We start from the raw sequence: 12,942 nt of genomic DNA on the forward strand, positions 1-12,942 counted from the left end.
TCATAACCTGACCGGATGGGCTCGATGGCGCATCCGGTTGTCTGCTTTCTCACCGCTTTCCCGCCTTCTTTTTCTGCCGCATCGCTTCATTTTGCGAACTGTCTCACATTCATAAAATCGGTTTAGCAAATTACTTTGCCTGAAAATACATCGATGAATATCATCCGCAAACTAAACCGGTTTAGCAAAAAAACGACATCATTACCGTTACCTTTTCTGGGATGTAAAACGATGAGAAAAAAGGCACTTGCCGTCACCGTTGGTCTGCTATTGAGTTCGGGGCCGGTTCTGGCAGCAGAACCAAGCATGAGCAGTATTGAAGCACGGCTGGCAGCACTGGAGCAGCGGTTACAGGCGGCAGAACAGCGGGCGAATGCGGCAGAAAATCGCGCGGAAGCGGCAGAAAAACAGGCTCAGCAGCTTGCCAGCGCGCAGCAAAAGAGCCAGGCCACCGCGACACAGGTTGAACAGCGTACGGCGAAGCTTGAACAGAAAGCGAGTAGTGAAGAGGGTTTTGAATTTCACGGCTATGCCCGCTCTGGGTTGCTGATGAACAGTTCGGCGACGAAAACCCAGGGTGGCCCCACCGTGACGCCTGCGGGGGAAACCGGCGGGCACGTGGGACGTCTGGGTAACGAACCCGATACTTACGTTGAGCTGAATCTGGAACATAAACAAACGCTGGAAAACGGCGCGACCACCCGCTTCAAGGCGATGCTGGCCGACGGTCAGCGCACCTATAACGACTGGACGGCTTCCAGCAGCGACCTCAATCTGCGTCAGGCGTTTGTCGAACTGGGCCAGCTCCCGACCTTCACGGGGGCGTTCAAAGACACAACCGTCTGGGCAGGTAAACGCTTTGACCGGGATAATTTCGATATCCACTGGATCGACTCCGATGTGGTGTTTCTCGCCGGTACCGGGGCGGGTATTTACGACATGAAGTGGAGCGATCAGGCTCACAGTAACCTGTCGCTGTATGGACGTACGTTCGGTGATATTGAGAATAACGATAACACCGCGCAGAACTACATCCTGACGGCCAACAACTTTTACGGCCCGTTCCAGCTGATGCTGAGCGGCATGCGCGCGAAAGACAACGATGACCGACTGGATGTGAACGGCCTTAAAGTCAAAGGCGACGCCGCAAATAGCGGTGTCCATGCGCTGCTGGGGCTGCACAACGACAGCTTCTATGGCCTGCGTGAAGGGTCTGCGAAAACCGCGCTGCTCTACGGGCACGGTTTAGGCGCAGAGGTGAAAGCCATTGGGTCAGACGGGGCGCTGTTACCGGATGCCGATACCTGGCGACTGGCCAGCTACGGCATAACGCCACTGGGCGGCGACTGGCATATCGCGCCAGCGGTGCTGGCACAAAGCAGCAAGGATCGTTACGTCAAGGGCGACAGTTATCAGTGGGCCACCGCCAACATGCGTCTGATTCAGGGGATAACGGAGAACTTTGAAATGCAGTATGAAGCCACCTATCAGTATATGGATTTACGTCCAGAGGGCTTCAACCAGCGCAGTGCGGTCAGTGGTAACTTCTACAAACTGACCGTCGCGCCTACGCTGAAAGCCAGCAACGTAGGGGAATTCCTTAAGCGACCGGAAATTCGCCTCTTTGCCACCTGGATGGACTGGGACCACCGACTGGATAACTATGCGCGCGGCGATGCCTTTGGCAGCAGCGGTTTTGAAGCCGGCGGTGAATGGAACTTTGGCGTACAAATGGAAACCTGGTTCTGACGATCCGGCCCTGCGGGGCCGTTTCTGGCGGGTTGACACCATCACACGATAACACAGAGGTTTTTTATGGATTTTGTACACATCTCCCGTGCATTACTGCCGTTGCTGGGTGGCAAAGAAAATATTGCCAGCGCGGCGCACTGCGCGACCCGGCTCCGGCTGGTGCTGGTCGATGACGCCAAAGCGGACACCAGCGCAATTGGTAAGATCGACGGGGTAAAAGGCTGTTTCCGTAATGCCGGACAGCTACAGGTGATTTTTGGCACCGGGGTGGTCAACAAAGTCTACGCAGCCTTTGTCGCGGAAGCCGGTATCAGCGAATCGAGTAAATCCGAAGCGGCCGACATTGCCGCCCGCAAACTCAACCCGTTCCAGCGGATTGCCCGGTTACTGTCGAATATTTTTGTTCCAATTATTCCGGCGATTGTCGCATCCGGCCTGTTAATGGGCCTGCTGGGGATGGTCAAAACCTATGGTTGGGTTAACCCGGAAAATGCCCTGTATATCATGCTGGATATGTGCAGTTCGGCGGCGTTTATTATTCTGCCGATCCTGATTGGCTTTACGGCGGCGCGTGAGTTTGGCGGTAACCCATTTTTGGGTGCCACGCTGGGCGGCATTCTGACCCATCCGGCCTTAACCAATGCCTGGGGCGTGGCGTCCGGTTTCCACACCATGAACTTCTTTGGAATTGAAGTGGCAATGATCGGCTACCAGGGCACGGTGTTTCCGGTGCTGCTGGCCGTGTGGTTTATGAGCCTGCTGGAAAAACAACTGCGGCGCATTATCCCTGACGCGCTCGACCTGATTCTGACCCCGTTCCTGACCGTCATTATTTCTGGCTTTGTGGCGTTGCTGATTATCGGTCCGGCGGGACGCGCGCTGGGTGACGGCATTTCCTTCATACTCAGCACGTTAATTGCCCATGCTGGCTGGCTGGCCGGATTACTGTTTGGGGGGCTTTACTCGGTGATTGTGATTACCGGCGTGCACCACAGCTTCCATGCCATTGAAGCCGGACTGCTCGGTAATCCCGCTATCGGCGTCAATTTTCTGTTACCCATTTGGGCAATGGCGAACGTTGCCCAGGGTGGCGCGTGTCTGGCGGTGTGGTTTAAAACCAACGATCCTAAGATCAAAGCCATTACCTTACCTTCGGCGTTTTCGGCCTTACTGGGGATCACCGAAGCCGCCATCTTTGGTATCAATCTGCGCTTTATGAAGCCGTTTATCGCCGGATTGATCGGGGGAGCCATCGGCGGTGCCTGGGTGGTGTCCGTTAAGGTCTATATGACCGCCGTCGGGCTGACCGGCTTACCCGGTATGGCGATTGTTCAGGCCAGTTCGCTGCTGAACTACGTTATTGGTATGGTTATCGCCTTTAGTGTCGCCTTTGTGATCGCTTTCCTGCTGAAGTACAAAACGGATTCTGAATAATGGCCCTGAAAAACCTGCTGCCCGCCATGCTTAAGGCGGTAATGAAAGGCCAGCCCAACGCGCGTGAGGACAGCCACTATCCCGGCTGGCACCTGGCACCGGTGACGGGGCTGCTGAACGATCCCAATGGATTTATCCACTTCAACGGACAGTATCATCTGTTCTATCAGTGGAATGCACTGGGCTGCGAGCATAAGCACAAATGTTGGGGCCACTGGCGTTCAGCCGACTTACTGCACTGGGAACACGAGCCGGTCGCGCTGTTGCCCGATGAAGAGTATGACCGCAGTGGATGCTATTCCGGCAGCGCGGTGGACAACAACGGCGAGCTGACCCTGTGTTACACCGGTAACGTCAAATTCGAGGACGGCTCGCGCACCGCCTGGCAATGCCTGGCCGTGCAGAACAGCGAGGGCGGATTCGACAAGCTGGGACCGGTCATTCCGCTGCCCGAAGGCTACACCGGTCATGTTCGCGATCCTAAAGTCTGGCGGCATGGCGCGCACTGGTACATGGTGCTGGGCGCGCAGGACAGGCAGTTACAGGGCAAAGTCCTGCTGCTGCGTTCCAGCGACCTGCACCACTGGGATAACCTGGGCGAAATTGCCGGTAGCGGCCTGGGAGGACTCGGCGCGGCGGGCTATATGTGGGAATGTCCCGACCTGTTTACCCTGGGAGCCTCGACGTTTCTGATCTGCTGCCCGCAGGGCATTGCCCGGGAAGAGAAGCGCTATCTGAACACTCATCCCTGCGCATGGCTCAGCGGCACGCTCGACTATGAGCAGGCGCATTACCAGCACGGTGCCTTTAATGAACTGGATGCCGGCTTTGAGTTTTATGCCCCGCAGACCACGCTGACGCAGGACGGACGCAGGCTGCTGGTGGGGTGGATGGGCGTACCAGACGGCGAAGAGATGCGCCAGCCGACCGTGGCGTTTGGCTGGATTCATCAGATGACCTGCCTGCGTGAGCTGACGGAGCGGGAAGGCCGACTGTACCAACAGCCGGTCGCGGAGCTGCAGGCGCTGCGGCTGGACGAGCAGCGCTATCACGGCAGTGCGGACTGGGCACCCGAGATAGAGGCCCGGCGTCTTGAGCTGGTGCTGACGTCTGACGGCGATATCACGCTGGACTTTGCCGATACGCTGCGGCTGAGCTGGCATCAGGATGCGCTTTGTCTGGCACGCCGCAGTCTGGAAAACGGCGAATGGCTTTATCGTCACTGGTGCGGCCACGCACGCAAACTGCATATTCTGTGCGACCACTCCAGCGTAGAGATTTTTATCAACGACGGAGAAGGTGTGATGAGCAGCCGCTACTTCCCGCAGCATCCTGCCCGTTTACACCTGAGCGGCAGCGCAGAAGTCACTGCCTGCTACTGGTCGTTACGATCCTGCATGGTAGAATAAGCCCTTGTTTCCTTAAACGAAGCACCGACGTGAAAAAAACAAAGCGCGTTACCATCAGTGATATCGCTGCGCTTGCCGGGGTGTCAAAAGCCACGGCCAGCCTGGTGCTCAACGGGCGCGGTAAAGAGCTGCGCGTGGCAGAAGAGACGCGCGATCGCGTCATGTCCCTTGCACAACAGCACCATTATTTGCCGAGTATCCACGCCCGACTGCTGCGCGAAAACCGCAGCCATACGTTAGGGCTGGTGGTACCGGAGATCACTAACTACGGTTTCGCCGTTTTTTCTCACGCGCTGGAAAACCTCTGTCGTGAGGCCGGGCTGCAACTGCTGATCTCCTGTACCGATGAAAATGCCAGCCAGGAAACGTTGGTGGTGAACAACCTTGTCTCACGTCAGGTGGATGGGCTGATCGTCGCGTCAAGTCAGCAGAGCGACAGCGATTACCTGAAGCTGAGTGAACAACTGCCGGTGGTGCTGTTTGACCGTCATGTGAATAACAGCAGTTTGCCGCTGGTGATCACCGATTCCATTACGCCGACCGCCGAGCTGGTAGAGCGCCTGGCGCGTGCGCATCCCGATGAGGTGTATTTCCTGGGCGGTCAGCCACGACTTTCACCGACCAAAGATCGTCTGGCCGGTTTTATGCAGGGGCTGGAGCGCGCCGGTGTGAGTCCACGTCCGGAATGGATTATTCAGGGCAACTATCATCCCAGCAGCGGCTATGAGATGTTTGCCGCCCTGTGTGCCCGTCTTGGCAGACCACCCAAAGCGCTGTTTACCGCCGCCTGTGGCCTGTTGGAAGGGGTACTGCGTTACATGAGTCAGCACCGTCTGCTGGAGAGTGATATTCACATCGCCAGTTTCGACGATCACTACCTGTATGATTCGCTGTCACTGCATATCGATACCGTGGAGCAGAACGTCCCTCGCCTGGCGCAGGAGTGTTTTTCCGTCATTACCCAGATGATTCAGGGGCAGGAACCGGCGGACAAGCAAATTATCTTGCCCGCCAGGCTGCGTTACCGGTCCTCTCTGGCGCGTTAACGCCGCTTAGCGACAGGCAGCCAGGTCCGTCATCTGCTGCTTATCAGGCAGGCCAACTATCTGTTGGAGTTTTTGGTCATGATTCAGGTAATAGATAGCGGGCGTGCCGTTGGCACCCAGCTCCTGCATCAGTGCCTGATTATGCTGAATCTGATCGAACAGCGCCCGTGGGGTGCTGTCCGGGAAGACCGGTTTGGTTTGCCCCTGCGAGCGTTCAAAATCCTGCCAGGCTTTGGCGGGATCGGCTGCCGCCAGAATGGCAGAAGCATAGCGCCCGCTTTCAGGTTTAAGAATACCGACGAGCTGCGTTTTGATGCTGAGCGTGTTGTTCTGCACCCACGGCTGCACCTGCTGCCAGAACGTTCGGCAGTAAGGGCAAAACGGATCGGCAAACACCACCACCTGACAGCGGGCTGTGGTGCTGCCTTCATTGATGCCCGGCATGGCCTGAAGCCGCTTCCACATTGCACGCCCGGCGGGCAGGTAAATTTCATCGTTGATGATTTTTTCGCTGAGGTTATTGCCCTGAGCATCGTACATATAGCCCGAAATCGCATGCTGACCGTCTGGCGTCAGGTAAACGGTGACGCCGGTGCCTTGATATTTACCTAACCAGCCCTGAACCCCGCCGGGGGCCGTAAAGGGTTTGATTATTTCCACGCCCTGTTTTTCAATTTGCTGGACGGGCGCTGGCAGCGTAGCCGCCTGGGTCGTGCTGCTAAACAGCACGGCGGAGATCGCTATCCTGAAGGTTTTCATTAATCCCTGTCTTGTGTGAATTCACGTTATGTTGGTGGATGAGCGGTTGTCGAACCACGCAAAAAACAGCATACCTGCCAGCATAGCCATCATGAAGACTGCGCCTTTAAGTACACCGCCGCCGATCAGTACCAGCGCCGGGCCGGGACAGATGCCCGCCAGTCCCCAGCCGATCCCGAACAGGATAGCGCCGATGATAAGCCTTTTATCCAGTGCCCTGTTGGCGGGAAGATGGAAGGTTTCGCCCCATACCGGGCGCTTCCGTCGGGAAGCCAGCCAGAACGTCAGCCGCCCGACGATAATCGCGCCGCACATCACCAGGGCCAGAGACGGGTCCCAGGTGCGGAAAATGTCCAGAAAAGCCAGAACCTTAGCCGGATTCGCCATGCCGCTGACGAGTAAGCCCGTGCCAAATAACAGTCCACTCAGCAGAGAAAATAAAACGGCCATCGTGCCTCCTGGGTTTTACCCGTGACCCATCACGCCAACGGTCAGCATGGCGGTTAACATAAAGACCAGTGTCGCAACCAGTGAGCGCGGCGACAGCCGGGATAATCCACACACGCCGTGACCACTGGTGCAGCCCGAACCCAGACGCGTTCCCAGCCCTACCAGTAAGCCAGCAAGCACCAGCCGCCCCCACGAGGCGTCAATCTCGATTGACGGCAGGGCGCTGAACCGTTGATACACCAGCGGCGACAGGACCAGCCCCGCGATGAAGGCCAGCCGCCAGGGCTTATCGGATGACCGGCGTTTAAGCAGACCGCCCAGAATGCCGCTGATACCGGCTATGCGGCCACAACATAGCACTAACATGCCCGCCGCCGCGCCAATCAGCAGCCCGCCCGCCAGGCTTTGCCACGGAGTAAAATGGATCAGGTCAATATGCATGACGCTCGACTCCTTATGCCCTGCTTACGTCTTAAGTGAAAAGCGGTTTAACGGGATTTTCAGATAGCGCTCGCCGTCGCTCTCCGGTTCAGGTAACCGTCCGCCGTTGATATTGACCTGCAGCGCCATCAGCATCAGTTCAGGAAGCGGGAGCGTGGCATCACGCTGCTGTCGCCGGGCAATAAACGTGTGTTGATGCTGATTAACGACCCAGGGATTGTTTTCCCGCTGCTGGCGTACCGTGCTTTCAAACTGCACGTCGCGCCCGTCAGGACGATAATCATGCCCGGTAAATAAACGGGTGTCGTCAGGTAACTGCAGGATGCGCTGCAGGCTGTCCCATAATACGGCAGCGCTGCCGCCGGGGAAATCAGCCCGTGCCGTGCCGCTGTCGGGCATAAAGAACGTGTCATGGATAAAGGCACAGTCAGCGATGTGGTAGGTTACCGACGCCAGCGTATGACCGGGAGATAAGATGACCTCGCCACGCAGGTTACCCACATAAAACACATCGCCGTCCTTGAACAAGGTGTCCCAGATTTTATCCGCTGGATTAAGGTCGGGCAGGTGATAGAGTTTTTGCCACAGCCGTTGTACCTCGGCGACCTTTTCGCCAATGCCCGTGGGCGCAGCGGTTTGCTCAGCCAGCCAGGCTGCGGCAGAGAAGTGATCGGCATGAGGATGGGTATCCAGAATCCACGCAACCTGCCAGTTTTTTTGCTGAATGAAATCGAGTAGGCGTTGAGCCTGCTGGGTGGATACCGCGCCTGAGCGGCGATCAAAGTCCAGCACCGGATCGATAATGGCACAGCGTTTGGCCTGCCCGTCAGCGATGACATATTGCAGGCTTCCGCTCTCGGGTTCATAAAAATGATGGACTTCTGCCTGCGGCGGTTTGCGTACTCTGTTGGCATACCAGGTCAGGGCTTTGTCGGCGTCGGCACCGAACTGCTGGCATTGAGCGCGGAATTCGGCCTCGTCAATCAGCCCTTCGCGTAAATCGTGCAGCAAAAACAGGCTTACGGAGCGCGCGCCGCTTCGACAGTGGGCAAGGATTTTCCCACCGCGTTCCACCCGGCGATGAAAAGCATCCACATATTCCCAGCTCAGCGTGTCAAACGTGAACGGCATATAGACATAGTCCATGCCCAGTTGCTCAGCCAGCGCTTTCTCCTGTTGATGGTGAAGAAAGGGGCCGTCTTCCTCATCAGGACGATTATTCACCACGATCTGATAGCCCAACTGATGCAACTGCCGGAAATCCTCTGCAAGCGGGGCATCGGCAAAGGCGATTTGCGCATTAAAATGGCGAATATTCATCAGGTTTTCCCGTTTTTTCAGAGATTTTTAAGCAACATGTAACTGGCCATCACCATGAGCATGGTCGAAAAGACCGCGTTAATCGCGCGCTCATTCTTCTTCAGACGGTTGGCCACCGCCACACCCAGTAAACCGCCCAGCAGGCCGCCCGCAATCAGATAAGCGGTCATGACCAGCGACACTTTTCCGGCCAGGGCATAGCTTGCGCTGGTTGAGATCCCCATGGCGAATACCACCATCAGCGACGTCGCTATCGCCTCCACCACGGGAAAACGAAACAACCAGACAAGCACCGGCACCACTAAAAACCCGCCACCGATGCCCATAAATCCGGCCAAACTGCCCAGCAGCAGCACGCTTCCCCAGACGAGGATGGGGGAAACGTGTTTCTCATGTGCAGGCGCGTCGGGCGAATGACGGTGTTTCCTCAGCATCATCAGCGCCACGGTAAACATCAAAAGCGAAAACGGCAGTAACAGGTATTGCCCACTGACGATTTTCCCCAGTTCGGCGCCGATCAGCGCGCCGCACACCGCCACGAGCGATATCGTCGCGCCCGTCGCCCATCTGACATTTCCCTTTCGTCCGTGGGCAAAAAGATTGATCAGGGCACTTATTGCCACGGCGATAGCGCTGGTGCCGATGACCCGATGTGTGTCGGGGACTTTCACCAGGTACAGCAGCAACGGCACGCACACGACCGATCCGCCCCCGCCGGTCAGCGCCAGAAAAAAGCCCACGGCGATACCTGTTGCGATTAGCAGGCACATCGTGAGGGCAGAAAGATGGGTAAATTCCTGAATGACCATTTTCATTCCTGACGCTATTTTTAAGGTATTAAAGAGGGGCGACAAATAACTGTCAATCTATTATTTCTTTTCGCTATATCATATAGCTAAATATTATAAGTGATTTTTTTTATAACTTTAAAGTCTATTGATTCGCTTTATCTCTGTGCCGCAATCCACTACGGTTAAACGAAAGGGAGGCCTGCATGAACGATAAAAATAATCCCCATCAACCTCATCTTGTTGTTATTGGTGGTGGATCAGCTGGAATTGGCGTCATCGCAAGTATTAAGAAACGCATTAAGAACATCAAAATAACCCTCATTGAGCCTAAAAAAGAGCACTATTATCAACCCGCCTGGACGCTGGTCGGCGCAGGATTATTTTCCGCTGAAAAAACCCGCAGACAGATGGATGCGGTTATTCCGGCAGGCGTCAACTGGATTAAGGATGCGGTAACCCATATATCACCTGGACAGAAATATATTGAAACTACCTCTGCCCAAAAAATAGATTATGACTACCTGATTATCGCCAGCGGTCTGGTCCTGCGCTGGGACAAAATCAGTGGTCTGAATGAAACCCTGGGCCGCAATGGCGTAACGTCAAACTATCGATACGATCTGGCGAGCTACACCTGGGAACTGGTGCAAAATCTGAAGCAGGGGAAGGCTATTTTTACCCAGCCGGGGATGCCGATAAAATGCGCGGGTGCGCCGCAGAAAGCGCTCTATCTCTCTGCCGATCGCTGGCAGCGTCAGGGTTGTCTGGCGCAGATTGATATTCAATTTTGTCTGGCGGGTCAGGTGGTCTTCGGCGTGCCCGAATTTGTCCCACCGTTAACGGCTTACCTGGAGAAATACCGGGCGCAGGTGAATTTCGGCCATGTCCTTACCGGCGTCGATGGTATGAATAAGCAGGCGATATTTACCGTCACCGATGCTGACGGCAGCACGCGTGACATCACGCTGCCGTTCGATATGCTCCATGTTGTCCCGCCTCAGGCCGCGCCTGAGTTTATCGCCGAAAGCGGTCTGGCGGATGCTGCTGGCTGGTGTGATGTCGATAAAGAGACGCTGCAGCACAGCCGCTGGCCAGATATTTTTGCTTTGGGCGATTGCTGTTCAACACCGAATGCCAAGACGGCCGCCGCCGCCCGTAAACAGATCGTGGTGGTGGCGGAAAACCTGAGACAGGTCATTGACGGAGGTGTGCCTGAAACGCGTTACGATGGCTACGGCTCCTGCCCGCTCACCGTGGAGAAAGGGAAAGTCGTGCTGGCGGAGTTTGGCTATGGCAACCGTCTGCTTCCCACTTTTCCGCTCCATTCAGCCCGACCCAGTCGCGCCGCATGGTGGTTAAAAGCCTGGTTTTTGCCGCGTTTCTATTGGGCTGGGATGCTGCGCGGAATTGAGTGGTTTGCTAAAAGTAAGCCGCTGTAGAGCAAGCCGATCAAGGGCGAATGTATAATGCGCCCTGCGACTGCTGGTCGATAATATAGGTAATCGCTGCCGGAACCACGTGAAAGGTTACTGGCAGCATGCTGACGTCAATATGTTGCGCATTAAGGCTATTCTGACAGAGTAATAATGTGACGGTCGGTGCCTGCTTAAGGGCGTCAGAAATAATCCTGCCAATAACATCGCTAACCGCGTCGCCATTAAAGACAATGGCAATGTCGCCGTTAAAACCCGCTTCTTTAAGCAGGTTGCCTGCATTAGCAAAAGCATTGTCAATACGGTTTTTATCGGGGACGTGCAAAATTATCTTCATTCTGTGCCTCGGCGGTATTTACCGCAACGGAAAAAGACGTCGATGGCACAGGATAAAACATCAACAGGGACAGATGAATTTGACGATTGAAAGCAAATATGTCGTCGGCGATTCCCGTTAAATAAAAACAGAAACGCTTGTTGTATTATCGCGGTAATAACCGGGGGATTGCTGTATGCGTCTTTCCAACAGGAAAAGGGGCATTGCCCCTTTGTTCAGATTAATTTTTCAGATTTTCAGGAAAATTTGCGGGTAATTCACTTGCGGCACAGGCAATCACGTCTTCGTTATTTTTTCCCGCATCACGCACAAAGGTGATGGTGGCAAACTCATCAATCACTTCTATTGGATAGGTTGGGCCGGCATCGCGGTACTTCGCCATTTCTTCCAGATGGTCGTTCTGGAAACACACGGTACGCTCAGGATTGTTGATGACCCAGCGCGGGAAGAAGATGGTACCGTGGAACAGTTTATCGCCCAGGTTAGCAATCAGGCTGACGCTGGTGCCGGTCGGCTCAGTCCAGGAGACTTTATAGATATCTTCACCGACTCTGACAACGTAAACATGCTGGTTTTTGACCCAGCGGTTGCCCACCATGCCGCTGTGAATGCGGTAATCGATGGTGTCTTCATTTTTAATATACAGCTCGTAGTTCCAGCCGTTGTCATAGGTATAAACCAGATGTTTACCGATAAAGCCGTCAAGATTATGTTTGTCAAAGCTGCTCATAATTTGTTCTCCTCTTTGGTTGAACCCAGCTTAACCATTCACTTTATGAATTAAAAACGCTAATTTACGATGAAATTGATTCAAAAATTGGATGGGTTATGCACAAGACGACGCTGGAGCAGTGGAGTTTGCTGGACAAGGTGGTGCGCGAGGGCAGCTTTGCCAGGGCCGCGATGCTTACCAATCGCAGCCAGTCCTCCGTGAGCTATAACCTTGCCATGTTGCAGCAGCGCATTGGCATTACGTTGTTGCATACCGAAGGACGCAAGGCCGTGCTGACGCCCGCAGGGGAATTGCTACTGGCGCAGGTGCGGCCGTTACTTAAAGCCTTCCATTCGCTGGAGGCGTTTGCAGGCTCAATACGCAGCGGCGTCAGGACAAAGCTGGAACTGGTGGTCGACAGTATCTTTCCGCGTCGTCGCCTGTTTTCCGTCCTCAAGGCGTTTCAGCAATGTCATCCTCACACTCAGATCAACCTTACCGAAGTGCTGGAAACTGACACCGACTACGCCGAGGCCGACGTGATGGTGGTGACTCAGCGCCAGGATATGGCCGGGCGGGGTGAGTGGTTAATGAACGTGGATTTCGTTGCCGTGGCTCACCGTGACCATCCGTTGCACCATCGCGGGGTGACGCTCGACGAAGAACAGCTGGCGCTGTATCCGTTGATTCGTATCGCCGACCGGGAACATTTCACGGTGCAGGATGAGAGCAGTAATGGCGACTACTGGTCGTTTTCGACCATCGAGGCGGCGGTAGAGGCGGTGATGCATCAGGTGGGCTATGGCTGGATTCCGCATGAGCGCATCGAGCAGGAACTGGCGCAGGGAACACTAAAAATATTGCCCTTACAGCATGGCGTCCGCCGCGCCACCACGCTGCATTTACTGATTAAGAAAGACATCCTGAGGCTGGACCCGCAAATCGTCACTCTGCTCGATCTGCTGAAAAAGGCTACCCTGACCTGACCGGCCAGCTAAACGGGTCTGCGTTAACGAGCGTGGCCAGATTATGGCCCGTGCCGGTCTGGCGGCGACACA

General features: G+C 55.2%; 13 protein-coding genes. 6 read left to right on the forward strand and 7 right to left on the reverse strand.

Translation table 11 applies throughout. The annotated features are described in order from the left end of the window. Positions 1–231: 231 nt before the first annotated feature. The 4 genes from A6A26_RS06900 to A6A26_RS06915 all read left to right on the forward strand — a co-directional run bounded on the left by A6A26_RS06900 (position 232) and on the right by A6A26_RS06915 (position 5,641). Positions 232–1,749, forward strand: coding sequence for a carbohydrate porin (locus tag A6A26_RS06900; RefSeq protein ID WP_063881080.1), 1,518 nt, complete (start codon positions 232–234; stop codon positions 1,747–1,749). Between the two features lie 66 nt (positions 1,750–1,815). Then, positions 1,816–3,186, forward strand: a complete 1,371-nt coding sequence (locus A6A26_RS06905; RefSeq protein ID WP_063878055.1) for a sucrose-specific PTS transporter subunit IIBC — start codon at positions 1,816–1,818, stop codon at positions 3,184–3,186. After that, positions 3,186–4,595, forward strand: a complete 1,410-nt coding sequence (locus A6A26_RS06910) for a sucrose-6-phosphate hydrolase (RefSeq protein WP_063878056.1) — start codon at positions 3,186–3,188, stop codon at positions 4,593–4,595. The genes A6A26_RS06905 and A6A26_RS06910 overlap by 1 nt, the downstream gene beginning before the upstream one ends. Before the next feature lie 29 nt (positions 4,596–4,624). Further along, a complete protein-coding gene (locus A6A26_RS06915; protein WP_063878057.1) occupies positions 4,625–5,641 on the forward strand; it encodes a substrate-binding domain-containing protein in 1,017 nt (338 codons plus the stop codon). Between the two features lie 6 nt (positions 5,642–5,647). Here the strand turns inward: A6A26_RS06915 and dsbG are convergent, their stop codons facing one another. Genes dsbG through A6A26_RS06940 form a run of 5 tightly spaced genes read right to left on the reverse strand, consistent with a single transcriptional unit; the run spans position 5,648 to position 9,420 of the window. Continuing rightward, positions 5,648–6,400 carry a thiol:disulfide interchange protein DsbG gene (dsbG, locus tag A6A26_RS06920; protein WP_063878058.1) on the reverse strand — a complete coding sequence of 251 codons (753 nt, stop codon included), beginning with the start codon at positions 6,398–6,400 and terminating at the stop codon, positions 5,648–5,650. A 21-nt stretch (positions 6,401–6,421) separates the two neighbouring features. Beyond that, complete coding sequence (locus tag A6A26_RS06925) at positions 6,422–6,850, reverse strand: DUF6691 family protein (protein ID WP_063878059.1); 429 nt, start codon at positions 6,848–6,850, stop codon at positions 6,422–6,424. Between the two features lie 15 nt (positions 6,851–6,865). After that, positions 6,866–7,291, reverse strand: a complete 426-nt coding sequence (locus A6A26_RS06930) for a YeeE/YedE family protein (RefSeq protein ID WP_063878060.1) — start codon at positions 7,289–7,291, stop codon at positions 6,866–6,868. A gap of 24 nt (positions 7,292–7,315) precedes the next feature. Continuing rightward, positions 7,316–8,611 carry a bifunctional sulfur transferase/dioxygenase Blh gene (gene blh, locus A6A26_RS06935; protein ID WP_063878061.1) on the reverse strand — a complete coding sequence of 432 codons (1,296 nt, stop codon included), beginning with the start codon at positions 8,609–8,611 and terminating at the stop codon, positions 7,316–7,318. A gap of 17 nt (positions 8,612–8,628) precedes the next feature. Beyond that, complete coding sequence (locus A6A26_RS06940; RefSeq protein ID WP_063878062.1) at positions 8,629–9,420, reverse strand: sulfite exporter TauE/SafE family protein; 792 nt, start codon at positions 9,418–9,420, stop codon at positions 8,629–8,631. Positions 9,421–9,605: 185 nt separating this feature from the next. On the opposite strand from A6A26_RS06940, the gene A6A26_RS06945 reads away from it, so the two are divergent. Beyond that, positions 9,606–10,841, forward strand: coding sequence for an NAD(P)/FAD-dependent oxidoreductase (locus tag A6A26_RS06945; protein WP_063878063.1), 1,236 nt, complete (start codon positions 9,606–9,608; stop codon positions 10,839–10,841). Positions 10,842–10,851: 10 nt separating this feature from the next. Here the strand turns inward: A6A26_RS06945 and A6A26_RS06950 are convergent, their stop codons facing one another. Together A6A26_RS06950 and A6A26_RS06955 are read right to left on the reverse strand one after the other, a co-directional pair. Next, positions 10,852–11,172, reverse strand: coding sequence for a DsrE family protein (locus A6A26_RS06950; RefSeq protein ID WP_063878064.1), 321 nt, complete (start codon positions 11,170–11,172; stop codon positions 10,852–10,854). A gap of 220 nt (positions 11,173–11,392) precedes the next feature. Further along, positions 11,393–11,902 carry a phenolic acid decarboxylase gene (locus A6A26_RS06955; RefSeq protein ID WP_063878065.1) on the reverse strand — a complete coding sequence of 170 codons (510 nt, stop codon included), beginning with the start codon at positions 11,900–11,902 and terminating at the stop codon, positions 11,393–11,395. Positions 11,903–12,000: 98 nt separating this feature from the next. On the opposite strand from A6A26_RS06955, the gene A6A26_RS06960 reads away from it, so the two are divergent. Next, positions 12,001–12,870: a LysR family transcriptional regulator gene (locus tag A6A26_RS06960; RefSeq protein ID WP_063878066.1), complete on the forward strand. Its 870-nt coding sequence runs from the start codon at positions 12,001–12,003 to the stop codon at positions 12,868–12,870. Positions 12,871–12,942 lie beyond the last annotated feature (72 nt).

It is taken from the genome of Pantoea sp. OXWO6B1, assembly GCF_001641135.1.
Classification (GTDB): domain Bacteria; phylum Pseudomonadota; class Gammaproteobacteria; order Enterobacterales; family Enterobacteriaceae; genus Pantoea; species Pantoea allii.

Excerpts from the sequence above, each read along its gene's own strand:
- A6A26_RS06900 (WP_063881080.1), top strand. The coding sequence starts at position 232 with ATGAGAAAAAAGGCACTTGCCGTCACCGTTGGTCTGCTATTGAGTTCG.
- A6A26_RS06905 (WP_063878055.1), top strand. The coding sequence starts at position 1,816 with ATGGATTTTGTACACATCTCCCGTGCATTACTGCCGTTGCTGGGTGGC.
- A6A26_RS06910 (WP_063878056.1), top strand. The coding sequence starts at position 3,186 with ATGGCCCTGAAAAACCTGCTGCCCGCCATGCTTAAGGCGGTAATGAAA.
- dsbG (WP_063878058.1), bottom strand. The coding sequence starts at position 6,400 with ATGAAAACCTTCAGGATAGCGATCTCCGCCGTGCTGTTTAGCAGCACG.
- A6A26_RS06925 (WP_063878059.1), bottom strand. The coding sequence starts at position 6,850 with ATGGCCGTTTTATTTTCTCTGCTGAGTGGACTGTTATTTGGCACGGGC.
- A6A26_RS06930 (WP_063878060.1), bottom strand. The coding sequence starts at position 7,291 with ATGCATATTGACCTGATCCATTTTACTCCGTGGCAAAGCCTGGCGGGC.
- blh (WP_063878061.1), bottom strand. The coding sequence starts at position 8,611 with ATGAATATTCGCCATTTTAATGCGCAAATCGCCTTTGCCGATGCCCCG.
- A6A26_RS06940 (WP_063878062.1), bottom strand. The coding sequence starts at position 9,420 with ATGGTCATTCAGGAATTTACCCATCTTTCTGCCCTCACGATGTGCCTG.
- A6A26_RS06945 (WP_063878063.1), top strand. The coding sequence starts at position 9,606 with ATGAACGATAAAAATAATCCCCATCAACCTCATCTTGTTGTTATTGGT.
- A6A26_RS06950 (WP_063878064.1), bottom strand. The coding sequence starts at position 11,172 with ATGAAGATAATTTTGCACGTCCCCGATAAAAACCGTATTGACAATGCT.
- A6A26_RS06955 (WP_063878065.1), bottom strand. The coding sequence starts at position 11,902 with ATGAGCAGCTTTGACAAACATAATCTTGACGGCTTTATCGGTAAACAT.
- A6A26_RS06960 (WP_063878066.1), top strand. The coding sequence starts at position 12,001 with ATGCACAAGACGACGCTGGAGCAGTGGAGTTTGCTGGACAAGGTGGTG.